Origin of the sequence: Dactylosporangium maewongense, from assembly GCF_039531485.1 — a bacterium.
Classification (GTDB): Bacteria; Actinomycetota; Actinomycetes; order Mycobacteriales; family Micromonosporaceae; genus Dactylosporangium; species Dactylosporangium maewongense.
The window spans coordinates 332,415-355,114 of the sequence record NZ_BAAAQD010000013.1 but is presented as its reverse complement, the minus strand read 5'-3'; the positions used below and the strand labels follow the sequence as shown (position 1 = coordinate 355,114).

The 22,700-nt window shown below is 68.4% G+C and carries 26 protein-coding genes; 15 read left to right on the top strand and 11 right to left on the bottom strand.

Annotated elements, in window-relative coordinates; all coding sequences use genetic code 11:
- Positions 1–260: 260 nt before the first annotated feature.
- Positions 261–572: an EthD family reductase gene (locus ABD332_RS31830; RefSeq protein WP_344506032.1), complete on the top strand. Its 312-nt coding sequence runs from the start codon at positions 261–263 to the stop codon at positions 570–572.
- Between the two features lie 173 nt (positions 573–745).
- Here the strand turns inward: ABD332_RS31830 and ABD332_RS31825 are convergent, their stop codons facing one another.
- Positions 746–1,762, bottom strand: a complete 1,017-nt coding sequence (locus ABD332_RS31825) for a hypothetical protein (protein WP_344506031.1) — start codon at positions 1,760–1,762, stop codon at positions 746–748.
- Positions 1,763–1,818: 56 nt separating this feature from the next.
- Positions 1,819–2,169 carry a PadR family transcriptional regulator gene (locus ABD332_RS31820; RefSeq protein ID WP_344506030.1) on the bottom strand — a complete coding sequence of 117 codons (351 nt, stop codon included), beginning with the start codon at positions 2,167–2,169 and terminating at the stop codon, positions 1,819–1,821.
- 136 nt (positions 2,170–2,305) lie between these two features.
- On the opposite strand from ABD332_RS31820, the gene ABD332_RS31815 reads away from it, so the two are divergent.
- A complete protein-coding gene (locus ABD332_RS31815) occupies positions 2,306–2,668 on the top strand; it encodes a hypothetical protein (protein ID WP_344506029.1) in 363 nt (120 codons plus the stop codon).
- Between the two features lie 173 nt (positions 2,669–2,841).
- The gene (locus tag ABD332_RS31810; protein WP_344506028.1) at positions 2,842–3,447 is read left to right on the top strand and encodes a hypothetical protein; all 606 of its coding nucleotides are present in this window, start codon (positions 2,842–2,844) and stop codon (positions 3,445–3,447) included.
- Between the two features lie 77 nt (positions 3,448–3,524).
- On the opposite strand, the gene ABD332_RS31805 is transcribed toward ABD332_RS31810, so the two are convergent.
- Entirely contained in the window at positions 3,525–3,674 is a 150-nt protein-coding gene (locus tag ABD332_RS31805) for a hypothetical protein (protein ID WP_344506027.1), read from the bottom strand.
- 24 nt (positions 3,675–3,698) lie between these two features.
- Between ABD332_RS31805 and ABD332_RS31800 the strand changes: the two genes are divergently transcribed.
- Together ABD332_RS31800 and ABD332_RS31795 are read left to right on the top strand one after the other, a co-directional pair.
- The gene (locus tag ABD332_RS31800; RefSeq protein WP_344506026.1) at positions 3,699–4,505 is read left to right on the top strand and encodes a hypothetical protein; all 807 of its coding nucleotides are present in this window, start codon (positions 3,699–3,701) and stop codon (positions 4,503–4,505) included.
- A gap of 82 nt (positions 4,506–4,587) precedes the next feature.
- A complete protein-coding gene (locus ABD332_RS31795; RefSeq protein WP_344506025.1) occupies positions 4,588–5,763 on the top strand; it encodes a hypothetical protein in 1,176 nt (391 codons plus the stop codon).
- Positions 5,764–5,974: 211 nt separating this feature from the next.
- On the opposite strand, the gene ABD332_RS31790 is transcribed toward ABD332_RS31795, so the two are convergent.
- Both ABD332_RS31790 and ABD332_RS31785 read right to left on the bottom strand, forming a co-directional pair.
- Positions 5,975–6,481, bottom strand: coding sequence for an SMI1/KNR4 family protein (locus tag ABD332_RS31790; protein ID WP_344506024.1), 507 nt, complete (start codon positions 6,479–6,481; stop codon positions 5,975–5,977).
- A gap of 307 nt (positions 6,482–6,788) precedes the next feature.
- A complete protein-coding gene (locus ABD332_RS31785) occupies positions 6,789–7,238 on the bottom strand; it encodes a hypothetical protein (protein ID WP_344506023.1) in 450 nt (149 codons plus the stop codon).
- Between the two features lie 62 nt (positions 7,239–7,300).
- Between ABD332_RS31785 and ABD332_RS31780 the strand changes: the two genes are divergently transcribed.
- Together ABD332_RS31780 and ABD332_RS31775 are read left to right on the top strand one after the other, a co-directional pair.
- Positions 7,301–8,275 (top strand): helix-turn-helix transcriptional regulator, encoded by a 975-nt coding sequence (locus ABD332_RS31780; RefSeq protein WP_344506022.1) that lies wholly within the window; start codon positions 7,301–7,303, stop codon positions 8,273–8,275.
- Between the two features lie 230 nt (positions 8,276–8,505).
- The gene (locus ABD332_RS31775) at positions 8,506–9,729 is read left to right on the top strand and encodes a D-alanyl-D-alanine carboxypeptidase family protein (protein ID WP_344506021.1); all 1,224 of its coding nucleotides are present in this window, start codon (positions 8,506–8,508) and stop codon (positions 9,727–9,729) included.
- A 271-nt stretch (positions 9,730–10,000) separates the two neighbouring features.
- Here the strand turns inward: ABD332_RS31775 and ABD332_RS31770 are convergent, their stop codons facing one another.
- Positions 10,001–10,606: an NAD(P)-dependent oxidoreductase gene (locus ABD332_RS31770; protein ID WP_344506020.1), complete on the bottom strand. Its 606-nt coding sequence runs from the start codon at positions 10,604–10,606 to the stop codon at positions 10,001–10,003.
- Between the two features lie 108 nt (positions 10,607–10,714).
- On the opposite strand from ABD332_RS31770, the gene ABD332_RS31765 reads away from it, so the two are divergent.
- Both ABD332_RS31765 and ABD332_RS31760 read left to right on the top strand, forming a co-directional pair.
- Positions 10,715–11,008: a putative quinol monooxygenase gene (locus tag ABD332_RS31765; RefSeq protein ID WP_344506019.1), complete on the top strand. Its 294-nt coding sequence runs from the start codon at positions 10,715–10,717 to the stop codon at positions 11,006–11,008.
- Between the two features lie 74 nt (positions 11,009–11,082).
- Positions 11,083–11,691, top strand: coding sequence for a TetR/AcrR family transcriptional regulator (locus ABD332_RS31760; protein ID WP_344506018.1), 609 nt, complete (start codon positions 11,083–11,085; stop codon positions 11,689–11,691).
- A gap of 420 nt (positions 11,692–12,111) precedes the next feature.
- Here the strand turns inward: ABD332_RS31760 and ABD332_RS31755 are convergent, their stop codons facing one another.
- Positions 12,112–13,230, bottom strand: a complete 1,119-nt coding sequence (locus tag ABD332_RS31755) for a glycoside hydrolase family 19 protein (RefSeq protein ID WP_344506017.1) — start codon at positions 13,228–13,230, stop codon at positions 12,112–12,114.
- A 462-nt stretch (positions 13,231–13,692) separates the two neighbouring features.
- Positions 13,693–14,196: a DDE-type integrase/transposase/recombinase gene (locus ABD332_RS31750; protein ID WP_344506016.1), complete on the bottom strand. Its 504-nt coding sequence runs from the start codon at positions 14,194–14,196 to the stop codon at positions 13,693–13,695.
- A 449-nt stretch (positions 14,197–14,645) separates the two neighbouring features.
- Between ABD332_RS31750 and ABD332_RS31745 the strand changes: the two genes are divergently transcribed.
- On the top strand, positions 14,646–15,203 hold the full coding sequence (locus ABD332_RS31745; RefSeq protein WP_344506015.1) for a dihydrofolate reductase family protein: 558 nt from the start codon (positions 14,646–14,648) through the stop codon (positions 15,201–15,203).
- Positions 15,204–15,468: 265 nt separating this feature from the next.
- Here ABD332_RS31745 and ABD332_RS31740 read toward each other — a convergent pair whose 3' ends face one another.
- Positions 15,469–15,933 carry a hypothetical protein gene (locus ABD332_RS31740; RefSeq protein ID WP_344506014.1) on the bottom strand — a complete coding sequence of 155 codons (465 nt, stop codon included), beginning with the start codon at positions 15,931–15,933 and terminating at the stop codon, positions 15,469–15,471.
- A gap of 415 nt (positions 15,934–16,348) precedes the next feature.
- Between ABD332_RS31740 and ABD332_RS31735 the strand changes: the two genes are divergently transcribed.
- From ABD332_RS31735 to ABD332_RS31725, 3 genes are all read left to right on the top strand, one after another.
- A complete protein-coding gene (locus ABD332_RS31735; protein ID WP_344506013.1) occupies positions 16,349–16,828 on the top strand; it encodes a DUF4240 domain-containing protein in 480 nt (159 codons plus the stop codon).
- A gap of 195 nt (positions 16,829–17,023) precedes the next feature.
- Entirely contained in the window at positions 17,024–17,527 is a 504-nt protein-coding gene (locus tag ABD332_RS31730; protein WP_344506012.1) for a hypothetical protein, read from the top strand.
- A 92-nt stretch (positions 17,528–17,619) separates the two neighbouring features.
- On the top strand, positions 17,620–18,741 hold the full coding sequence (locus ABD332_RS31725; RefSeq protein WP_344506011.1) for a HEAT repeat domain-containing protein: 1,122 nt from the start codon (positions 17,620–17,622) through the stop codon (positions 18,739–18,741).
- A 492-nt stretch (positions 18,742–19,233) separates the two neighbouring features.
- Here the strand turns inward: ABD332_RS31725 and ABD332_RS31720 are convergent, their stop codons facing one another.
- Positions 19,234–19,869: a hypothetical protein gene (locus tag ABD332_RS31720; RefSeq protein WP_344506010.1), complete on the bottom strand. Its 636-nt coding sequence runs from the start codon at positions 19,867–19,869 to the stop codon at positions 19,234–19,236.
- Between the two features lie 223 nt (positions 19,870–20,092).
- On the opposite strand from ABD332_RS31720, the gene ABD332_RS31715 reads away from it, so the two are divergent.
- Positions 20,093–20,647 (top strand): DUF4240 domain-containing protein, encoded by a 555-nt coding sequence (locus ABD332_RS31715; protein WP_344506009.1) that lies wholly within the window; start codon positions 20,093–20,095, stop codon positions 20,645–20,647.
- A gap of 391 nt (positions 20,648–21,038) precedes the next feature.
- Here ABD332_RS31715 and ABD332_RS31710 read toward each other — a convergent pair whose 3' ends face one another.
- Entirely contained in the window at positions 21,039–21,539 is a 501-nt protein-coding gene (locus tag ABD332_RS31710) for a hypothetical protein (RefSeq protein WP_344506008.1), read from the bottom strand.
- A gap of 336 nt (positions 21,540–21,875) precedes the next feature.
- On the opposite strand from ABD332_RS31710, the gene ABD332_RS31705 reads away from it, so the two are divergent.
- Positions 21,876–22,361 carry a hypothetical protein gene (locus ABD332_RS31705; protein ID WP_344506007.1) on the top strand — a complete coding sequence of 162 codons (486 nt, stop codon included), beginning with the start codon at positions 21,876–21,878 and terminating at the stop codon, positions 22,359–22,361.
- The last annotated feature ends 339 nt before the right edge of the window (positions 22,362–22,700 follow it).

Below are 22,700 nucleotides of genomic sequence, written 5' to 3'. Positions count from 1 at the left end.
GTGCGGTCATCGCTTGATCTCTCCTTCGGTACTTTCGTCAGTTCGAAGGATCAAGCGGTGACCGTCTCCATCTCCTCAACCACCTCAAAGGTGGGCGATTCGTACACCACTCCCGTGGACATGACCCCCGTGTACCCCGACGCCGCCGCGGTGCTGCGCCTGTTGAAGGACCGGCGGTGGGGCGTCGTCACCTCAGGCCGAACGCCCACCATCGCGCCGGCACCCTCATCACCGACTGGATCGTGTAAACGGAGGTCGTCATGCACAAGCTGGTTGTCCTGTATCCCACACCCACCGATCCCGACCACTTCCGCGACTACTACGTGACCAACCACCTCCCGCTGGTCACGCGCCTGCCCGGCCTGCTCGCGTGGCGCTACAGCTTCGACGTGGCAGCGACGCAGGGTCAGACGCCGTACTTCGCGGTCTTCGAAGCCGAGTTCGCTGACGCTGCGGCAATGACCGCGGCGAGGGCGTCTCCACAGGGCCGGCAGGTGACCGCCGATGTCGCCAACTACGCCACCGGTGGTGCGGTCGTCATCCACTATCCGGTGCAAAACGGCACCGGCTGAGCCTGAACCCCGGCGGATGGCCGGGCCGGTGTGGCTCTCCATATGTGGTGCGCCGGCACGGGAACGATCCGGCGCTCACTGAACCGACTCCGCCGATGTGCGTGTACTCGGTCGGCGCTGAGTCGCGAATCCGTGCCCGGTCGTGGTTCGGGACCGCTGTCCGGAGCCGGAACCTACGCCGGCTCTGAGCGCGCGCCGCACGTCGGGCAACGACCCGCGTCGGTGTGGAACGGCCGGCCACCTGACGACAGTCGACCCCGCGCCGCGATGGCCAGCGGCATCGAAACCAGGCCGACCATCAGTACCAGCACTGACGCGGCCACCATGGATGACCACGGCGGGGTGACGGGCCTGCCGGCGCCGCTGTCGTCGAGCATCGCACCGAGCGAGTTCAATGCCAGCATTCCGATCGGTGTGAGCAGGATCAGCAGCGCCCAGACGCCGCGGTAGTCGTGCCGGGCGGCCAGGCCGAACGCGAGCAGCGCCCCGACGATCAGCAGTGTCACCGCAGCGGCAGGCAATGCTGTCGGGGCAGCTGCGTAGTAAAAGCCGCCGAAGAAGACGAAGCGCGGCGCGGTGCTGGCGGCGACCGGCACGCTCGCTGCCGCGGCGGCGAGCGGTATCAGCCGAACCCACCGGGGCTGAGGCCCGGCCGCACCGAGCGCGACGACACCGAGCACGACCTGGGGCAGCAGCACGAGCAGCGGCGGCCGGTGCATTCCGGTCGGCATCGCAGCCAGCACGACGCTTCCCGCAGTCACCAACACGGCGAGGCCGACCGCCCACCGGAACCACCGGCCGGGCGCGACAACGTGCACGACGACGGCCAGCAACCAGGCTGCCCACACCGGGACGCCGAGCGACGACAAGAAAGGCCCGCGATACGGAAACCACGGCGCCCAGGGCACCACCGCCTCGAAGATCGCCCACCCGGTCGCGAACGCGGCCAGCGTGGCCAGCGCGAGCACGCCGGCGAGCCGGAAACCGGGACCGAGGCCTTGCGCGACCCGCAGGTGCTGGCGCAGCCCACCGACCGCGAGGTCCGCGACGTCGGCGGCCGAGGGCCTCTTACGGTCGGGCGCGGCCAGGGACAGGTAGGTGTCCACCAGCTCCGAACCACGCTCCCGCCGATAACCGGCCGGATAGAACAGCGCCGTCCAGCGCGCATAGCGGCGTTCCAGATCGGTCATGGTCGGGCCTCCCTGGTCCTGCCCTTCCGGGCGATCACGCCGGCGTTCCGCCGGGCTCATGCGACCCCTCCACTGAGGCGGGGCGCAGCCTGGATGGCACGCAACCGGACGGTTGCGGCATCGACGTTGCGGCGCATGCGTTCGGTTTCGGCGGCCAGCACCTCGCCGCCGGACTCGGTGAGCTGGTAGTAGCGGCGCAACCGGCCTTCGACGATCTCCTCGTGGTCAATACGCACCAGGCCGGCGTCGACCAACCGGTCGAGCGCACCGTACAGCGTGCCGGGCCGCAGTGAGACGCGGCCGCCGGACAGCCGGTCCACCTCGGCGATCAAGCCGTACCCATGCAGAGGCTCACCGGCCAGGGCAGTGAGGATCAAGAACGTGGGCTCTCGCAGCGGGGTCTCCACGCGAGCCAATATATCGGGTGCGAAGGTATGAGGGAAGATCGCCACCGCCAGGCACAACCCGGATACAGATGCGTCGTCACCGCATCCGGAACCTTGTCCCAGCCACACGCCGACGGCGACCGGGTGGCTGGACTGGATGCATGGGGAGCTGTGGCTCACGTCGACCGGGCTGATGCGGCGTCGGCTCAGCCTCGAGGCGACGCGGGCTCACGGATTGGGGCCGACGGTGGCCGAGCCACTGGAACGTGCTGACATTGCCGCGTTCGATCTGGATCGACTGCTGGCCGAACACCCGACCAACAAGGTCATCGCCTTCTCCGACGTCGCGCACGCGCGTCTGGTTCGAGGTGTTACCGCGCATGGTCTACGACTGCGGATGATTGACGGACGGCGGCACAAGCTGCTGTGGCTCACCCGCGACCCCGCGTATCAGGTCCTCAGCACGGCGCTGGCCGCTACGTTAGGACAGCGCCTGCATCGCTCTGGCGCCGGCGTCTGACTGTGTGAAGGCAATGCGAGCCGCAATGCCCGCCCGTTCGTGCGGCTGGTCGTGATCCGATCGAGGCGCCAAGCCGCGATTGACGCAGGGGATCAGCCATCCGGTCACGCCGCCGGCCGTGCGCAACGGCACGATGTTGCCTTCCGCGAGGCCGGCCGCGATACTCCGTGATCATGACCGCTCCCTTCCCTGTGCCGCAGCGGCGAGGCCATCGTGCTGGGCTCACCCTCGGCATCATCGGCCTGGTCGCGGTGCTTTGCTGTAGCGGTGCTGTCGCCGCCGGCTACGTGTTCCGTGACCGCCTGACCGCGCGTGTCGGCCAGGGCGATTCCGGCCAGGGCGACTACCGTCGACCGGACGATGTCTGTGTCCTGATCAACGGCAACATGGGCGAGCAGGCCGGTCCCGTCAGCGACTGGAAGCAGCTGGACAACGGCTGCCTGTTCACGCTCGCGGGTGAGACCGGCACGAACGAACTGCGCGTGTACGTCACCGTCAACGACGCAGTGAACCGATTCAACGAGGAAGGCGCGGACTTCGGCAACCGGGACGGCTTCGTCGGCGACGTCATTGCCGACCTCGGCGACGCGGCGTTCTTCACCCGGCGGCTCCTCGACGGCGGCGGCCAGGTCGATGCGAAGCTGGCCTGCTTGACCCGAAACCTGTACATCGAGCTGCGCTTGCACGCTACGTCCAAGCGGGCATGGAGTTCCGACGACGTGCGGGCACGACTCACCGCGTTCACTCACCTGATCATGCAGCACGTGCCGCGCGGGTAGTTGGTCGTTGATCAGTGCGATGCCAGTCCGCGCCGACGAGCGGATGCCGGAGCCGGTTTGGTGGTGGGCCGCGCTGGTCAGGTGCTGTAGGTGCCGTCCCACGGCGGGTTGAAGCCGAGCCGGTCGGGGTGGAGCTTGTCGACGCGAAGCCGGCAGTGGCGCGTGCCGCCGTCCAGGCCGTCGCCGACGACCTGCTCCGCGACCCGATCGGGTTCTTCACGACCCACTTCGACCAGGCACCGGGGCGCTGAATGGCCTTCTACGGCACCTATGTACTGGCCCGGTCGGCGACGCCGCTGCCGCACGTGCCCGGCATGCGGTCGGCGTTCGGCAGCCGGTGCATGCTCATCACCCGGCACCAGGAGGGGTGGCAGCTGGCCGGCCTCAAGACGCCGATGCATCACGAGTGGCCGGCCATCCACGGCGGGCCCGTGCCGCTGGCGATCGCCACCGGCGCGCCGGTGCTGGCGGTGGAGATCAAGGAGAGCTACTGCCTGCAGTACGGCGGCGCGACCCCCGACGGCCGGCTGTGGCTGGCGCACTTCGCCCGCGCCGCGGACAACGACAAGGGCTGCATCTTCGATCACCACGACGACTCCACGGTGCCGCTGCCCGCCGGCGTCGACGTGCCGGCGAACGACCTGCCCGGCCTGGCGGACCACCTGGCCGGCTGGGCCGCCGATGCCGGCCTCGACACCAGCGCGTCACGGATCGCCGAGGCGATCGGCACCCGTACCAACGAGACGGCCTTGGACGGGCTGGTGCGGGCGCTCGGACTCGTGCCGGTGGACACGGTGTACCCGGCCGTCGAACTCGACGACCTCGACTGGTGGGAGTGCTGGCAGCGCGCCGACGACGCCAGCGTGCGGGTGATCCAGGAGTGGAACGCCCGCAAGCGCGGCCGCCTCCGGCCGTTGCCCGGCCGGCCACCGGCGGGCGCCGACGAGTTCATCCGGTTCCTGGACCGGGTCGCCGACTCGATGTTCGGCGGCGGTCTCACCCGAGCGGAGCTGCGCGCCGAGGCGGCCCGGCTGCTGAAGACGTACCCGCAGCCGTAGCCACAACGAAGCGGCAGCGTCGAAACACTGCCGATGAGCGTGCGTCCGGTGAGCGGGGTCCGGTGCGTCTTAAGCTGTGCCGGTGTCTGATACTGATCATGTCCGGCTGGAGCGAATCGCCGCCAAGCTGGCGGCGGCGCGCGCCTTGCCGACGTTGCCGGACGCCTTCGGTGTGGATGGGCACAGGTTCGACCTAGGTGCGCCTGTTGCTGAGGCGGCTGTGGTCGATTGGGAGGAGCGTCACGAGGTCGCGCTTCCCGCAGCGTACCGGTTGTTCGTTACGGAGTTGGGTGACGGCGGAGCGGGGCCTGGCGGTGGCATGCTACGGCTACTGGACTCCTGTGATGACGAGGGGTGCCAGCCAGGGCACCTGGCCCTGCCCAGTCCGTATCTTCCCGGACCGCGGTACTTCGGCGATTGGGAACAGCGGTACGAAGATCCGCCCGGCCCGGATCGGGTGTTCCTGCGGGGCACGCTGCGGATCGCGTGGCACGGGTGCTCGCTGTGCACACAGTTGGTCGTGACTGGGCCGGCCAGAGGACGGCTGTTCAACCTTGACATCGAGGGACCGGTCGGCCCGTACGTGGCCGAGGACGCCGACTTCCTCGCCTGGTACGAGCGTTGGCTGGACGAAGCCGTTGCGGGGTACGACGTCGACTGGTTCGGGGAGCGGCTTCCGCTCGATGAACCGGCTCTGGTCGCGGTACTCGCTGGCGATGCATCACCGCAGCGGCGTGCCCGCGCCGGCGAGTCGCTGCTGCAGCTGGCGGCGGTCAGCGACCGGGGCTGGACAGCCGTGGCCGAGGCCGTGAGCAGCGACGAGGACGCCGGCGTTCGGGCACAGTTGTTGTTTCTGCTGCAGTGGCCGCCCCGCGACCGCTACCGCCGGCTGGACAACGCGGAGGCGGCGGCCGACGCGATCGCGCGGTACGCCAGATCGCGACCACGACCGGACCTGCGAGCCCTTGCCGAACTCCGCAGACTGACCTTCGCTGATGTCGCACCGGAGTTGTCCAGTCCCGATGTCGAACAGCGCCGTTGCGCGGCGTACCACCTGGCCTGGGAGGTCATGGCGACGGGCGTCCCGCAGCACGTACTTGAGGATGAAGCCGGCAGGCTGCTGGACGATCCCGACCCGTTGTTGCGGTCACATGGCGTCGCCGTGGTCCGCCGGTACGACCTTGCGGGGCTGCACTCGCGCCTGCGTCGGATGCAGCGAGTCGAGACAGATCGCTGGGTTCAACGCTGGCTCAGCTAGTGCCTTCACCAGCCAGCCGCACGCCGGCGCACCTCCCCCCGACCAGTTCGATCCCGACGCTCCAGCGTTCGTACGCCGAGCTAGGTGACACGCAAGAACCGCTGTCCGGATCTGCCGCTGCGCGCTTCGTGCCGGAACGGGTCGTTGCCAACGGCAATCGGCACGGCGCTCTGGGGGCCTCCGGTCGTGCCGAACGTTGCGCGCCTGATCATCAAGGACGGCGATCCTCGAGAGCGCGGCGTTCCATGACGCGATCGGCAGGACTCTTCAGCCCTTCTTCGGCGATGAACTCCAGGAAGTCCGCGGCCACCGGCTTGTGATCGTCCTGGTCGTGGAAATGGAACCAGACCTGCTCGTCACAGCGCCCTTCGGTGACCGGGAACCCCCAGTAGTCGCCGGTGCCCACCGCCGCCACGGCGACGAAGTCACCCTCGGGGAACCATTCCTCGTACTCCGACCAGACATCGCCGTACCTGGCCGGCTTGCCCGGCTCAACGAGCGGGAACAGCTCGACGAAACCGAACCGGCCACCGCCGTATCGCGTCATGAACACCTTGTATTTGTCCGGAAGGACGATGCCCATCCGGCCCTCAACGAGCGCGATCACCTCAGGCGTGGAGACGAGCCCATCGACCAGCGCAAAACCATGCCGGGCCTGCTCCCGGGCCGACCTCTGCCGCAACGGCTCGGCCAGCATGTCGAACTCCGCAAAATCCACGTGCGAACCCTAACTCCGCCCTGCAGACCCCAGCGCGCCGAGCATCGACCCGCGTGCGCACATCTGCCGCAGCGGGCTGTGGCGTCGGGAACGTAACCCGCGATGGCTTCTCGAGCGGGATAGACGCGACGAACCGCCACGGTGCATAGGACGCCACGGTGAACGAGACGGTCGCACCGCCAAGGATGGAAAGAGCAAGCGCAATCCAACGTTTCCCGCGTTGCCGGCGTCCTGACCGGACAAGCCGAGGCGCCCGCATCTGTTTGATATGCAGGTAGTCGCCGGATGGTGGTCGCCGGGCCGTAGGTCATGCGCGGGTGAGCTCCATGGTCCAGTTGGGTTCCCACGTCTGTCCGCCGTCGGCGGAGAACTCCTGCTCCCACCGTGCCGAGGTGGGAGTGATGTCTGACCAGATGAAGTGAGCCTTGATCGGCTTGCCGTCGTGCGTGTCGTCGCCGTAGAAGTCGCCGCGACCATCGCTGAACGTGCCCACCACCGGCGGGTAGAGCAGTCCGGTTCGGCTGCTGGCCCAGTAGATCGACCACTCTTCGCGCTCAACGTCGAACAGGCGCAACGTGAAGCCGCGGCTGCCCAGCGTCGGGAAGATGATCTCTTCAGTGTTGCCGCTGCCGCCGAAGATGTGCTGGCAGGTCGAGGTACCCGGGAAGTCCTCCCAATCGTCGCTGCCGGTGAAGAGGGTGGTGAGGCGCCGGTTGACCACGTTCCACGAACCGATGAGGAAGTCGAAGTCGTTCATGGAGACGATCGTGTCGGAGTACCCCTGACATCTTCTGTCAGTGGCCTGGCAGACTGTCCCAGGTGCGTGCCAGTCGACTGTTGTCCCTGCTCCTACTGCTGCAGAACCGCGGCCGGATGAGCGCGGCACGACTCGCTGCGGAGCTCGGAGTCACCCCGCGGACCGTGTACCGCGACGTCGAGGCGCTCGCCGCGGCAGGCGTGCCGATCTATGCCGAGCCCGGCCCCACCGGCGGCTACCAGCTGATGGAGGGGTACCGCACCCGGCTTACCGGGCTGACCGCCGGCGAGGCCGAGTCGCTGTCCTTGACCGGCATACCGCAGCCGGCCGCGGAGCTGGGTTTCGGTGCCCAGCTGGCCGCCGCCGAGCTCAAGCTGATGGCGGCGTTGCCGACCCCGTACCGGGAAGCGTCGATGCGGATCCGGCAGCGATTCCACCTCGACGCGCCGGGGTGGTACCGGGATCCGGACGTCGTGCCGCACCTGACCGCCGCCGCCGAGGCGCTCTGGCAGGACCAGGCAGTCGAGATCCGGTACCGGCGGTGGGCACCCGAACCCGGCGAGGTCACCCGGCGGCTGCACCCGTTGGGCCTGGTCCTCAAGGCCGGGGTCTGGTACCTGATCGCCGACGGGATTGGCGAACCGCGCACCTACCGGGTCGCGTCCATCGTGGATCTGCGGCCGCTACCGGAGACGTTCGCCCGGCCGGATGGCTTCGATCTGGCCGAGTTCTGGCGGGCAAACGTCGAACGGTACGAGCGGGCCGAAATCGCGGACGTCGCAGTCGTGCGGCTGTCGCCCGCCGGGCTTGCTGCCCTGCCCGACGTCCTCGGCCCGAAGGCAAGCCGGCTGGCGCTGCGAACGCTCACGCCCGCCGACCCGGACGGCTGGCAGCGCGTCACCATCCCATTGGAGAGCGTGGGCCATGCCGCCGCCGGTCTGCTCCAGCTCGGCGCGAACGCTCAGGTCCTCGCCCCTGCGGAACTCATCGCCCACATGACCGACACGATCCACGCGATGGCCCGACTGTACCCGTGAACGTTGCACTCCGTACGCAGCTCCAGCCGGCCTGATGTACAGGACGGCGGGCGGTAGCTGGTGAGCGGAGGATCGCTGCCAGCTTCCCGGCCGCCTGGAGTCGATCGAGCGTTTCGGACGTTAGCCGGCGGTCGCACTGGGTAGCGGCGGCTTGCCGTGTTCGTGCCACGGCTTGACCTTCGAGCGATCCGCCGTGGGGGGTTCGGTTGACCAAGATCAGTGTTGAGCCGGTGGTTGCGCCGTCGCCGGTTCGTCGTCAGGGGCTGCGGCTGTGGCTGACCGTGGCCGCGGCGGTCGTCGCGCTCGCCGTCGGCGGGTTCGTCACCTTCAGGCTCACCCGTACCGTGCCGGCGCCGCAGATCAAGCAGACCTTGCCGCAGACGTACACGATCCCGGGCGCTGCGCCGGTGTTGCCGTGGCCGCAGGCCGGTCAGGCGACGGTCGAGATCGACGGACTCGGCCGGGTGGGCGGCTCCGGTGCGTCGCGGCCCGTGCCGATCGCCAGCGTCACCAAGGTGATGACCGCGTACGTGATCCTGCGGGATCATCCCCTGCGCCTCGACGAGAACGGCCCCACGCTGATCGTCTCGCCGGAGGAGGCCGCCGCATACCCGGCCCAGCTCGCCTCCGGCCAGTCGGTGGTCCGGGTGGTCGCCGGTGAGGTGCTCACCGAACGGCAGGCCCTCGAGGCCCTGCTGCTGCCCTCGGCCAACAACGTCGCCCACATCCTCGCCCGGTGGGACGCCGGCAGCAGCGACGCGTTCGTCACGAAGATGAACCAGGCCGCGGCCCAGCTCGGGATGGCCGATACGAAGTACACCGACCCGTCCGGGCTCGATCCGACCACCGTCAGCACCGCCGCCGACCAGGTCACCCTGGCCCGGGTGGCGATGCAGGTGCCGGCGCTGGCGCAGATCGTGGCGATGCCGAAGGCCACGCTGCCCGTGGTCGGGCAGGTCGAGAACGTCAACACCCAGCTCGGCAAGGACGGGCTCGTGGGCATCAAGACAGGCTTCACCGACGAGGCCGGCGGCTGCCTGCTCTTCGCGGCCGAGTTCTCCGCGGAGGGGCAACGGTTCAGGGTCATCGGTGCCGTGCTCGCTCCCGGCCCGAGCCCGGCCGACGCCTTCGAGGCCAGCCGTCGCCTGATACAGGCCAGCAGCGGCCTGCTGCACAAGTACAAGGCCGTGCACGCCGGCGAGGTCGTGGCGACCCTCCGGGGACCGACGGGCAGGAGCACCCCCCTCGCCGCGACCGGCGACGTGGACGTGGTCGGCTGGCCCGGCCTGACGTACCGGATCGACACGGTGGGCGCCTTGCCGGGCCGCATCGCGGCGGGCACCGGTGCCGGCACGCTCAAGTTCACCGCCTTGGCCACTGCCGCGACCACGGCCGTGCACGCCACCGACGCGCTCGAACCACCGAGCTGGTGGGAACGCATCACGCACGGGTGAGCGCAGCCGCTCACGCGGTATGGCCCGCGTGAGCGTCCGGCACGACGCGGTCAGCGCCCGGGTTCACTGGGCGGGGTGTCCGTCTCCGCGGCGATGATCTCTGTGAACGCTGCAAGGGCTGCCACATCACCGTACGGCCGCCGGACGTACACGTCGGCCCAGCCGGCGGCGGATGAACTCGTCGTCGCGGCGGGGCGTCACATGACAGATGAGTGCATCGGCCCGCCGTGGTGCGTGCGGGTCTGGCGGCCAGGCGGTCGTCGGCATCGTCTTACGAGGTGATGGTGACGGATTGGCGTATGTGCACGTTGTCGCGTAGCTCGGTGAGGATGAATTCCGCGAGGTCGGCGCGGGAGACCTTGGCGGTAAAGGAAAGTTGGAGGTCGACGCCGGTGCGATAGCGGCCGGTTCGGGGTCCGTTGGTGAGTACCGGTGCGCGCACGATGGTCCAGTCGGCGTTGCTGTCCCGCAGCAGCGCCTCCATGTGTTCCTTGTCGCGAAGAACGGCCCGTTCGAGCAGCCACGACACGGCGACGTACGCGGTGCGGCGGCGGCTGTCCGCAACCCCGTAGTTGCTCAGGACAATGAGGCGACGGGGCATGTTGCCGGCTGCGGCGGAGAGCACCGTGCGGATGCCGTCGGTGCAGACGTCGCCATCTTGCCGCCGCCTGCCCAACGTGCTGATGACCGCGTCGGCGCCCTCAAGCGTCTCGGCCACCGCCGCCGGATCGCGTACGTCGCCGCCGACGACGCGAAGCCCGGCGCGTGGACGGAGTCGGGCCGGGTCGCGGGCGAGTGTGCAGACCTCGTGGTCGCCTCGCAGGGCGTGGTCGACGACGACCCGGCCGGCTCGGCCGGTCGCGCCGAAGACCGCCAATCGCATGGGTGCTCCTATCAGCAGAAGATCAACTTATCCGGCACGCATGTGCCGTTTAGCTGCTACAGTGCCCCGGAGATAGCGAGACGTCAACCCTGGAGGCCAGTCATGCTGATCGTTGCCGGGACCGGCTACGTCGATCCCGAACGCCGAGGCGCACTTCTCGAAAGCCTCGCCCCGGTCCTTCGTCACGTCCGAACCACGCCGGGATGCCTCGACTACGTGGTGGCGGCCGACCCGATCGAGCCGGACCGGGTCAACATCTACGAGCGGTGGGAGTCCGAGGCGCACCTCACCACGCACCTGGCCGGCATCACACAGTCGGCGCCCGCGGTGCCTGACGTGCGCAGCGTGGAGGTCGTGCGGTACGAAATCAGCGGGTCCCGGCCGCTGCGCGGCTGAGCGAACCTGAATCCGTGCCGGCATCGCCGAACGCGCGACGGGATGTCGGCGCGGCACAGCCTACGATCACAGCGATGCCACCATCGGACCATAACCCGGATGCCAGCCACCTCGACGCGATCGCGGAGCCGTCCAGGCCCCAGCGCGCCGACGGCAGACGCAATCAGGCACGAGTACTGGAGGTGGCCTTCGACGCCTTCGCGGCGCACGGTGTCTCGGTCTCGATCCGCGAGATCGCCCGCCGGGCCGGTGTCAGCACCGGCACCGTCACCCGGCACTACCCCACCAAGGAGGCGCTGTTCCTGGCGGTCGCACTGCACCGGATCAAGCAACTCGTCCACAGCGCGGAAGAAATCGCCGCCCGGGAACACCCGACAACAGCGTTCTTCTCCTTCTTCGCGCATCTGGTGCGTCAGAGCGCCGCCGATCACGCCGTCGGTGATGCCCTCATCGGCGCCGGCGTCGACCTCGAGACCGCAGCGTCCACGGCCATCCGCGACTTCAACGCGGCCCTGACGGGTCTCCTCACCCGAGCTCAACAGGCCGGAGCGGTCCGTGGCGACGCCGACAACGCCGACGTCAAAGCCCTCATCGCCGGCTGCATCGCCCGCGCCGGCGATGCGACCGCCCAACAACGCATGATCGAGATTGCCTGCGACGGACTTCGACCCGGTCCGATCTAGACGATTACGGGCATCGGCCTCAGCGACACAGCGTCCGCTCGTCGGTACGTGCGAGCAGCGCGGCCGTGGTTCGACGCGCCGGACCGCCGCCACGAAGCATGACAATCTCCATGTCGGCAGCCGCGCGGGACCTGCCATGAGCGGGCACGTGACCTTGAGGAGGTATGTCACCTCGAACTGCCCGGCGTTTGAATGAGCCGAACGTCATCGTGCATGTCGTGACAGCCCTGGATCCGGAACAGGACATCGGCGTCGTTGATGCGATCCATGCCCCGCCGTCTGCGCCTTCGGCGAACGGACGCCGGAACACACGCGTCCTGCACCGGGTCGAGCCGGCCCGGCGCGTGCTTCGTCGCTGATGCGACGGACCGGTCGCGCCGCGGGCGTGACCGGTCCGTCCGATGACAGTGCTCGTCCCCGTCAGCAGTAGAGGTTGCCGCCCGCGGGCGCGCCCAGGATGCCGACGAACTGGTTGTAGAGGTTGACCCGGCTCTGCACCTGCGCCGGGTTGCCGCCATTGCACTCGATGCTGTTGATGGCCCGGATGGTGGTGCCGAAGCCCTGCCCGTTCACCATCGCGTTGTGCGACGTGGTGCCCGCGCCGCCGGTGCCGGTCATCCAGTACCACAGGCCGGTCTGCCACGAGATCGACGAGTTCGTGGCCACCAGGTCCGGGTTGTTGAGCAGGTTGACGCCGAGCGCGTCGCCGGCCGCCTTGTAGTTGAAGTTCCAGCTGAGCTGGATCGGGCCGCGGCCGTGGTACGCGGACTGCCCGGCCGGGCAGCCGTAGGGCTGGCTCCAGTCGCAGTAGTGCGGCCAGTTGGCGGTGTTGATCTCGTTGATGTAGACGAGCCCGCCGGTCTCGTGGCCGACGTTGGCCAGGAAGGCCGCGGCCTCCTGCTTGCGGACCGTGTCGCTGCCGGTGGTGGCGAACGCGGGGTACTTCTTCATGGCATCGGTCAGCCCGGCGTACGTGTAGAACGAGTTCCGGCTCGGGAACATCTGGTTGAACTGGGCCTCGCTGACCACGAACCCGCTCGTACCGCCGCCGCCACCGCCGGGGACGTTCCACTTCTGGTTGGCGCCACCGCCGCAGTCCCAGATCTGCAGCGGAGTACCGTCGGCGGAGCTCACGCCGGTGGCGTCGAGGCACTTGTTGGCCTGGGGGTTGACGATGTCGCGGGCCGCGTTGGCGACCCACTGCTGGGCGCCGGTGCCGTTGCAGTCCCAGAGCTGGACCTTGGCCCCGTTGGCCGTGGAGCCACCGGAGACGTCCAGGCACTTGCCGAGGGCCCGGATGGTGCCGTCGGTGCCCACGGTCCAGCTCTGCGCGTTGGTACCGTTGCACGTCCACAGCTGTACCTGGGTGCCGTTCGCGCTGTTGGCCGACGCGACGTCTACACACTTGCCGCCGTAGCCGGTGATCGCACCCGTGCCCGCGGCGGATGCGGCGCCCGGGACGAGGATGACGGTGCCGAGCACGGCGGTGGCGGCCGCGACGAGAACCCGGCGCAGGTACCCAGATCGTCGTCTGTCCATGAGGCTGCTCCTGAGGGGTGTTGGTGGGACATGGACCTGGATCGAATTGGCGGACTTTTTTCATATCGCAAACTTGGCTTACTGTAAAGAGTCCTTCCTTTTGCGTGCGTCCCTGAACCGACGGACGGTGACGGCTGGACGGCTCCGGCCGGTAAACGATCTGGCCGCTGTGGCAACAGAAGGGTGTGATCTCATCCAATCTGCTGTCCGCGCGGCTGAGCCGGCGCCAGCTCGTCGGTGGCGCGGCAGTCGCCGGCATGGCGCTGGCCGCCGGCTGCGCCCATGAAGATGACGACACCTACGGCGCCGATGTGCTCGCGGGCGGGCCGGCGGAGCAGTTCACGCCGCCGACGGCCAAGCTGTCCGGGGCGCTGCGGATCCTCGCCTGGAGCCATTTCGGGCGTCGTTGCGTTGCGGGATCGACGGACGCGCTCAAACCCCCGCCCGCGTCGGGTCACAAGGTCAAATCGCCAGGGCGAGCCCGGCGAACGCCGCAGACACCAGCACTGCCGGTGGGGCGTCGACTGCGAGCTCGTAGCGTCCGCGGCGGAGGTTCTGCATGAACGCGTGTCCGGCGATGACCACCTGAGCTGTCTTGCCCGTTCGTAGTCCGCGCATCGGTCTCAACCGGTGTTGCAGCTGGCTGTGACCAGCCTCGATCGGAGTGTCGGCATACCGTTCGACGTGGTGCCACGCCTGCGGGATCAGCTCATCCAGCACGCCGGGGTAGACCGCGGCGGCGTCAGTGACCACCTTGGTGGGCTTGACCTTCAACGTCGACAGCACCCGCCGGAAGAACCGCCGGGCCCCGTCGGCATCGCGGCGCGCCGACACTAACACGTCGATGACCTGCCCGTACTGATCGACCGCCCGGTACACGTACCGCCACACCCCGTTGACCCTGACGTACGTCTCATCGACATGCCACCCGTCACCGGGTGAATGGCGGCCGGCCGTGACGGACACGTTGCGAAGAGGGTGCCCGGCCAGGCGGCCAGCGCGCACTCACGCCGATGAGCGTTCACGTGATCATGTGCTGACACCTCCGGCTGATTTGCTGCCCGCCCTCATCCGGAAGTCGGAGACAAAATATCGGTCTGCGGGCGGAGGCACCTGGCCGGCCGCTTCCATAGGATCTCAAATCGGTCATACCGAGCGCAGGGCAACTGCGCGCACGGCTGGTGACACCAGGAGATCTCGGGGGGCGTGTCGAATCGAGTCGGCTAGGTGGTCCTGGCTTGCGTCGGCCGCGTGGCACCGACGTGGACCGCACGATCGACCTTCGCGGGGAATCCGGCGGTCATGAGACGGCGGTCGGCTTGACCATGATCTCGAGAACTAGGTAAGCGCCCCAAGGGGCCGTGGGCCGGAGTTGGGACTGTCCCAGCGCGCCAAGGAACACATGGAGGATTGGGATGCGGAAGTTGATTCTGGGTTTCTACGTCTCGCTCGACGGCAAGAGCGCCGACGCGGACAACGGAATCCGGGACGTCATGATGAGCGTCGACGACCCCAAGCAGGAGGAGTACTTTGTCAGCCAGCTGTGGGAGGCTGGGGCCTTCCTCATGGGGCGGAACTCTTACGAGGCCATGGCCGGATTCTGGCCCACCTCCGACCACCCCTCCGCCAAGGCCATGAACGACATCCCCAAGGTCGTGTTCTCCCGCACCCTGAAATCCGCCGACGAATGGCGCGAGACCCGGATCGCCAGCGGTGACACGGCCGAGGAGATCGCCAAGCTCAAGGCCGAGCCCGGCAAGGACCTCGTCGCCGCCGGCGGCACCAGGTTCATGCACTCCCTGATCAAGCTCGGCGTGGTCGACGAGTACAGGCTGTGGGTGCTGCCCGCCGTCACGGGCAAGGGCGCGCCGCTGTTCCCCGAGCTGGATAAGCCCTTGAACCTGCGGCTGGTGAAAAGCACGGCCTTCCCGTCCGGAGTCCTCGAGTTGGTGTACGCGCCAGCCGACAAGTAAGACCCGGCAAACGACGCACAGTCAGCGTGGCACCGGGGGTGGGCGCCCGCCCGTCCCCGGTGCCGTCCTAGTCAAGGTCGTCTGGACAGCGACCGGCCGATCGGGTGCGCGCTCCAGTAGTCGTAGAGCGCCGCGATCACGTTCCGCACATGCCGCCGAGGGTGAACGCGAGTTGACCGCGTCCGTTACGCCGCATGATGAGGTCACGCGGCGACCGGCGCGCTGAACTGCTTGATATGCGCGCACCCGACCAGATTGGTCAGCCCTATGGGCACATCTTGAGCAGCACGGAGGTCAGGGCCGGCGCGGCCGTCTGGATCTGGGCGATGTTCGCCTGGCCGGTGCCGAACTGCTTGAGCTGACCCAGGAACTGCGACACTGCCGATCTCAACTCCGGGTCACTGACCTGGCCCGCCACCGGCTCGAGCTTGCCGGCCCACTCGGTGGCAAGCTTCCGGGCGTCCGCGAGTGCCGCGGCGCCGCCGGCTGAGTCACCGCTCTGGGCGGCCTGCCCAGCCTTCTGCAGCGCGGCGATGACCTTGTCGAAGTACTGCACCTGCAACGCCTTGATCGGCTCGCAAGCGGCCTCCCCACCCGCCACCGACGGCGACGCCGCTGCAGTCGTGGCCGCCGCGGACGCCCCCGCATCGGTCGCCCCGCCCTCGTCCGCACACCCTGCGCCCAGTGCCAGCACCGCCGCGGCAACCCCTGCAACCATGAAAATCCGCACCGCTTCGTACCTCCCCGTTGTCATCGAAGCGGCGCGAGCATATAGGGCTCGGTTCGTCGCCCTGGGACGAGGGCAAGGTCGGTGAAACCTGGCTACGTCAGCCCACGCGTCCCTGCGCCTGGCAGGAACATCCCTCCACCACCGCTCCCTCCAACGGTTGGCGAGCGTGACCCCCAAGCACCAACACCATGATCGGATGTGCGGAAATGCCGCCGATGGTGCGCGGCGGTCAGCCCGTGTACGTGACAACTGGTGACCAGCACGGCGAGGTCAAGGCTTCCTGTTCCTGTCCGATGAGCGCGCGGCTGATCTTCGACTCGGGTGGAGGGCGGGACGATGCCGGCCGCGGCGCACAGGCAGAATGCCGAGGTGGACAGAGATCGATTCTGGGAGATCGTCGATGCCGCGCGCGAGGGTGGACGACGTCGGCGAGGTGCCTGCGTCGCTCGTCGAGGTGTTACGGGGTCTTCCGCTCGCCGATCTGGTGGCCTTCCGCGGGGTACAGGATGAGCTGTTCAGGCGGGATGCCTACCGCTGGGACCTGTGGGCCGCCGCGGATCTCATCAACGGCGGCGCGTCCGATGACGGCTTCGAGTACTTCCTCGGCTGGCTGATGGCGCAGGGTCGAATGCGGTGGGAGGCGACACTCGCCGACCCCGACTCGCTCGCCGACGTCGTCGAGGTGGACGCCGGTGACCTCGACTGCGAGGAGGTCCTCTACGTGGCGCCAACAGCGGCCGCGGACGAGGAGGCCTTCTGGGCAGCGCTGCCGGACAAGGGTGAGTATCTGCCGCCTCGGCCAGCAGGAGAGTGCTTCGACTTCGACGACGAACAGCGGATGCGCCGCCTCCTGCCACGCTTGACCGCCATCTTCGACGACGAGGATGCGCGCTGAGGTCGCGCCGCACATTCCGCGGCTTCAACGCTGCCGGTCCTTTACCGGCCCGGTGCGCCCGTGCGCACGGGCCGCGGCGGGTGCGTGGGCGGTCACCGTTCCTCACGAATCGTGGCCCAAACGGCAACGGCCAGCCCCGGGAGCGGGTGTGCATCGGGGTCGCGTGACGCAGACCGGGAAGGCGATCATGTGGCCATGCCAAAACTGGCCTGCCGCTGCGGATACATCCACAACCTGTCACCGATTCCCGACGACGGATTCCGGGTCTTTCCCGATTGGGCAACTGACAGACTGCTGTACGCGGAAGCAACCACGACGGAAGAGTGGGAGATCAGGCAGTTGCGCCAGGCCGCGCTGAGCCGCCTGCACTCCTGCCCGAACTGCGAAGCGATCATGTGGGACAAGGCCGGTGACGGCCAGTACCACACCTATGTGCCGTGCGAGCGGATGATCAGGATCTTTGCCGACCTGACCGACCGCGACGAGAGCGGCGGCATCCGACTTCGCCATCCGCAGACCATGGCCGACATCGAGCGGCAGCACCTGCTGCTGCACCACGGCGCGTACGTCGTCCTCCACGATGGACACGACGAGGTGTACACGTGCCTGAACGAACCGCAGGACGAGAACGGCGAACCAGCCGACGGCACGTGGATCGCCTACCCGCTCGACGACAGCGACGTCGCCCGGGACCGCTGAAGCCTGACCGGGTCGAGATCACGTGCTCTGATCCGCCGCGATGCGCTCGCCACCCAACGCGCTGGTCTGCCCAGATGGCAGAATCAACGGCCATGGACGCTCCGGTCGAGTACGTGATCTCGCCCGTGCCCGTGACTCGTGCGATGACGCTCGCCGAGGTGATGCGTCAGGTGGCGTCGCTGAACGGCGACCCGTGGCAGGCGGTCCAGCAGTTGGCCGCGAGCGGTGACCGTTCGCTGATTCCACCCGCACAGGCCGCCCTGGAGCGCTATCTCGACGAGGGCGAATGGTACGGGCGGGACATGATGGCGTACGTCCTTGCCGGCATCCGCGGCGCAGCGGCGTTTCCGCTGCTGCTGCGTGCGTTCGCCCGCCCGGTGCCGCACGACGATCGCGACTCGCTCTGTGCATTGCTGGGCGATCTCATCCATCTCGACCCTGACGGCTGCCGACCCACGATCCTGTCGTTCGCTACCGACGAACACCCCGACCTGCGTAACGCCGGACTGTGGGCGCTCGGCTACGTCGTTCGACCCGGCGATCTTGACCTGTTGCGGCAGGCCCTGACCGATCCGGACCCGCGGCTCCGCCAAACCGCCCTTGGCACATTGACCAGCCTCAAGAACGAACCGTCCGCGTACGATCTGGTCACCGCCGCCCTCCACGACCCCGACGAACAGGTCCGCAGATCAGCTGTCTTGGACCTGCGCTGGTTCGCCAACGCGGCGGCCGTCCACTCCCTGACCCCGCTGACCGGCGACCAGTCCGCGAACGTCCGATCAGCACTGGGCGAGACGATCGGAAACCTGCCCCTCGACACCCATGACCGGCCGGCCGCGCTCGATGCACTGCTGCTCCTGCTCGCCGACCTGGAGCCGCAGGTGCGCGCCGGTGCGGCCCGCGGGATCAGCGCTCTCGGCGGCCCGTTCGACGCTCTGCAGGCCGGCGCCCGCGATCCCGACCCGCACGTGCGCGCTGCGATCGCCGCCGCGCTTGGCCGCCACGCGAATCCGGCGCTGACCGAAACGCTGTCCAGTCTCGCCGGCGACGCGTCGGCCGCCGTGCGCGCGGACCTGGCGACCGCACTCGGTGTGTGCGGCTGGCCCGGCATCCGCCCGATCATCGACACCCTCACTGCGGACCCGGACCGCACAGTGCGGGCCCGCGCCGAGGTAGCCCTGACCCGCATCACCGCTACCAAGCCTCACAAATGACGCCATCCCGATCTGCCGCGAAGTGGATGCCTGCGATCGGACCATCGCCCTGCCGGTTCGGCCCTTTCGATCGCAATGCGAACCTGAGTGCCTGCACCGCCGACCAGCGGGGGTAGCGTGCGGCCGTGGCATGTCGAGGGATGTTCTTTCGGTGCCTCAGCGACGGCACCCTCGGCAGCGGCCGCCGCCTGTCCCCTCTCGACCTGGCCGTACTCGGCGGTGGCCAGCACTATGAGGGCGACGACTACGTCGTGGCTCACGTGCTGGTCAACGAAGCGGTCCAGGTGGCCGCGGCACTCGAAACCGTGGATGAGGCGTGGCGGCAGCTTACCGACGTCCGCTCATGCCGCTACGAGTGCTCGACGCTGGCCAGGGTCGTTGCTGAGGGTGAGCGGCCCGACAAGCCGAGGGCTTCTGATCGTGCCGATGAGCGGTCGACTGGCAATGGCCGCCGGGGTGTCGAACCGGTTGGAGCGTGTACATGCGCTGACCTCAATCGCCTGGCCGTAGATACCACCAGCCATCCCGAAGGTTGATCCCACCCGTGAGGTTGGCCCTTGCCCCGAACAGGTCAACTTCGATGCTGGGAGACGTCGGCCCGTCGAAGAATGCGTACCCCGCGGCGTCGTCTGGAATGCCCAGGAACTGCGGAAGGAAGACGACAGGTCGGCCGTCCCGCCGGCCGATCACGGCCGCCTTACCTGTTGTCGACAGGTCCCGTAGATACAGCGGCAGGTCGCTGCCGTAGTAGTCGTCGGACGAACCGATGGCACCTTCGCGTACATGGGCTGCTACGGCATCAAAGGCGTACTTGTGTGTCACGTAGTACGAGACCGGGTGAAAAAGCGACCAATTCGTGAAGTGCGCACACGAGACGGCGAGCCCAAGTGCCACCACGGTTCGCAGGAGCGACTGTCGCGTCCGGAATGTCAGCCTTAGGGTGAGCCAGCCCGCGACGAGCCACAGCACGAGTTCGACCGGCATGACGAGCAACGCCAACATGGCCTCGTTCGGCACGTTGACCAGCTCGATGAGGCTCACGCACACCCACGCCACCGCGACGCCAATCCAGCCGTCCCGCCGTTCCGGCACGCTGACCGAAGTTCGATCCATCCCCGTGTCCTGCATGGCGACATCATGTCGTCTCGATGCATGTACGACGAGAGGGCACCCTCATCTGCCGCTGAGCGGGCGCAGCACGATGTGCCGAACCATGTTCCGGGAGGTGCGGCATAGTCGGGTCAGGGCGACACCCAGCAGTAGAGTGCATGCTCGCGGACGTGCACATCCGATCATGGACGTCTGCCGTGTCCGCACCCGGTGGGCCACGGCGGCATGGCAGGATCGCGGCATGGCGATCATGGATCAGGACGAGTTCTGGGCAATCGTCGACCGCGCCCGTGAGGGCATCGAGGACACCCGGACCGCCGAGGGTGCCAAGCAGGTGGCCGAGAAGGTCGGGCAACGCCTCGCCGAACTCGGCCGCGAGGCGGCCGTCGCGTTCGACCTGCGCTACGCCGTGCTCGATGCGGAGTCCTACGACTGGAACCTATGGGGCGCCGCCTACCTCATGAGAGGTGGCTGCTCCGACGATGCCTTCGACTACTTCCGCGGCTGGCTCGTCACGCAGGGCCGCAGCATCTGGGAGCGCGCCCTGCGGGACCCGGACACGCTCGCCGAACTGGGCATCGACCCGGACGACGACTTCCTGCTGTGCGAGAGCATGCTCAGCGTCGGGCGAGCGGCGTTCGACGAGGACGCCGACTTCTTCGACGCCGTCGACGCGGCCCGGGCCGAGCTGCCCGCGGACACGTTCAACGGGCCGTTACTCGGCGACGACTTCGACCACGAAGACGACGACGCGGTGCACGCCCGATACCCCCGCCTGGCCGAGATCTACCTGTAGTCCGAAGACGTACCGGGCCTACCGGCATCAGTGCCGAACGCCCAGTCCTGCCAGCGAGCGCACAGATGCACGCTCATGGCCGCGAGTCTCGCGCGGTGGGCGACACGAAGATCGTCGCGCTGTGTAGCAGTGGCTCGGTGCCTGCGGTGCTCGCTCGTGCCGAAGAGCGGATGTGGCGTTCTATCGCTAGACCAGTTGGTGCCATGACCGGGGTACGTCGCGCATCGGTCCCTTCATGCCGATCTCGGTAGCGGCCGGCTGAACTCGACGTCCCGGGTGGGGAGCAACTCGCGGATGCGGTACAGCCACCGCAACCACCGCCGCCCCCGCTACGCGGCCGTGGCAGCGGCGCACCGGCTGCGCTGTGCGGAGGGCAGCTGGCGTTGCGCCGCTATGTCGATGCACTCGGTTCCGGGTAGACGTTGACGACCCGAAACGCGTAGGCCTCGACGTCCCAGGAGGTGACGCCGCCGGGCCGGTCGATGGCGAGGCTGAACGGTCCGGGGTCGGAAGGGCCGGTAGCGGTGCCGGGCGGTAGCGCCGTCCCTTCAAAGGCCCACGTGCCGATGCACTTGCACTCCTGTGTCTGGATGGAGCCGGTCTTTCCACTGACGCGGATCGACACGGTGCCGTCACCGGCGCATCGCGTCCGCAGGCGGAACAGCCACCCTTCGGGTCTCCGGACCTCGGGCAGCGGGTTGACGGGAAACGTGCCTTCGACGTGTGCGACGCCGTTCGTCGTCGAGTTCCAGGCGCCCACCAGCACGTCTTCGGTGTCGGGGGTGGCCTCGCGCAGCGGGACGGCCGGGCGCGCTGTGCTCATGGTGCAGGCGGTCAGGCCGGCCGCCGCCACCGCTGCCGCGAGGAACCGTGCGACCACCCTTGGTGTCATGACAGCAGGGTACGACGCGCGGCGCGCTCGCGTGGCCCTGCTCCGCGCCGGTACCGGCGAGCAGCCGGCGTGGACGGCGGTGAGCGCAGCGACCGCCGGGTGAGCGAGTGCTCCTGATCACGTGTCCGGATCTGCCGCCGATCGTGCGCGGCGGTTGGCCGACGATCGTCGCGCTCCATACGTCGCTACGGCCAGCTTGATCACCGGGTCGCAGCGGTGGGTCGCATGAATGCGGCGGGATCGTGGCACGTTGGCGCAGTGCTGGACGTCGGCGGGGCAGCGGATCGCGGCTGGCACCCATAGCCTCGCTCTGTGAAGAAGACGGCGGTCCTGTTGGTGTCGGTGGTGGTCGCGGTCATCGGGCTGGCCGCCTGCACCCGCTCGTCCAACCCGGATCCCGCGCAGGCGCCGTTCGTGCTGGGGACCATCGATGGGCAGGTAAGTTCCTACGACCGGCTGGTCGGCGCGTGGCATTCGACGCAGTACGGCGAGCCGTACGTCGAGGTCTCGATCCGCGAAGGGTGGAGCATTCATCTCCGCGGGCGGTGTACCGGCTCGGGCGTGCTCAAAGTGCGCATGATCGCTGTCAGCATGTACTTCACGGACGGCTGGACCTGCGACGGTCAGTGGCGGTTCCTAACGATGATGTTTCCAGCCGACGAGCTGGCGGTCGGCCGCATCGACCTCGGGCCCTTCACCGTGGCGCTCGACCGCGCCGACACCATCACCTCCTGGGACGTCGAAGCCTACGCGACGATGCCGACCCCCTCGCTCGGCCCGAGCCTCTCGCCGTGGCCGTCCCCGTCTCTGCTGCGCGCCTGATACGCCACGGTGATTGCGCAACCAGCACCCAAAACCTGACCTTCAACGGTCAAGCAACACCTGAGGCTCAGCGCCGCCTTGATCACGTGCACGCTCATGCCGCCGATCCGCTCGCTACGCAACGTCACTGCGAGCTGGCCCAGTCGGCGTCCGGACAAGGAGCCGATGAGCGAACGGGGCGACGCATCGGCGGCGCCGGCGATCCATCGGCTGCTCGCCAACCTCAGCGACCGCCCGGAGGGAGATAGGCAGTTGCGCACCCTCACGACGCCTCGGTTCGGATCGCCTGCGGGCAGTGGGCCTACAGTGCCCACCGGATCACGGTGATCAGTCCGAGGA

Bases quoted from the DNA above. Each gene is read 5' to 3' on its own strand.
- ABD332_RS31830 (WP_344506032.1), top strand. From the start codon at position 261: ATGCACAAGCTGGTTGTCCTGTATCCCACACCCACCGATCCCGACCAC.
- ABD332_RS31825 (WP_344506031.1), bottom strand. From the start codon at position 1,762: ATGACCGATCTGGAACGCCGCTATGCGCGCTGGACGGCGCTGTTCTAT.
- ABD332_RS31815 (WP_344506029.1), top strand. From the start codon at position 2,306: ATGCATGGGGAGCTGTGGCTCACGTCGACCGGGCTGATGCGGCGTCGG.
- ABD332_RS31810 (WP_344506028.1), top strand. From the start codon at position 2,842: ATGACCGCTCCCTTCCCTGTGCCGCAGCGGCGAGGCCATCGTGCTGGG.
- ABD332_RS31800 (WP_344506026.1), top strand. From the start codon at position 3,699: ATGGCCTTCTACGGCACCTATGTACTGGCCCGGTCGGCGACGCCGCTG.
- ABD332_RS31785 (WP_344506023.1), bottom strand. From the start codon at position 7,238: ATGAACGACTTCGACTTCCTCATCGGTTCGTGGAACGTGGTCAACCGG.
- ABD332_RS31765 (WP_344506019.1), top strand. From the start codon at position 10,715: ATGCTGATCGTTGCCGGGACCGGCTACGTCGATCCCGAACGCCGAGGC.
- ABD332_RS31760 (WP_344506018.1), top strand. From the start codon at position 11,083: ATGCCACCATCGGACCATAACCCGGATGCCAGCCACCTCGACGCGATC.
- ABD332_RS31755 (WP_344506017.1), bottom strand. From the start codon at position 13,230: ATGGACAGACGACGATCTGGGTACCTGCGCCGGGTTCTCGTCGCGGCC.
- ABD332_RS31745 (WP_344506015.1), top strand. From the start codon at position 14,646: ATGCGGAAGTTGATTCTGGGTTTCTACGTCTCGCTCGACGGCAAGAGC.
- ABD332_RS31730 (WP_344506012.1), top strand. From the start codon at position 17,024: ATGCCAAAACTGGCCTGCCGCTGCGGATACATCCACAACCTGTCACCG.
- ABD332_RS31725 (WP_344506011.1), top strand. From the start codon at position 17,620: ATGGACGCTCCGGTCGAGTACGTGATCTCGCCCGTGCCCGTGACTCGT.
- ABD332_RS31720 (WP_344506010.1), bottom strand. From the start codon at position 19,869: ATGCAGGACACGGGGATGGATCGAACTTCGGTCAGCGTGCCGGAACGG.
- ABD332_RS31715 (WP_344506009.1), top strand. From the start codon at position 20,093: ATGGCGATCATGGATCAGGACGAGTTCTGGGCAATCGTCGACCGCGCC.
- ABD332_RS31710 (WP_344506008.1), bottom strand. From the start codon at position 21,539: ATGACACCAAGGGTGGTCGCACGGTTCCTCGCGGCAGCGGTGGCGGCG.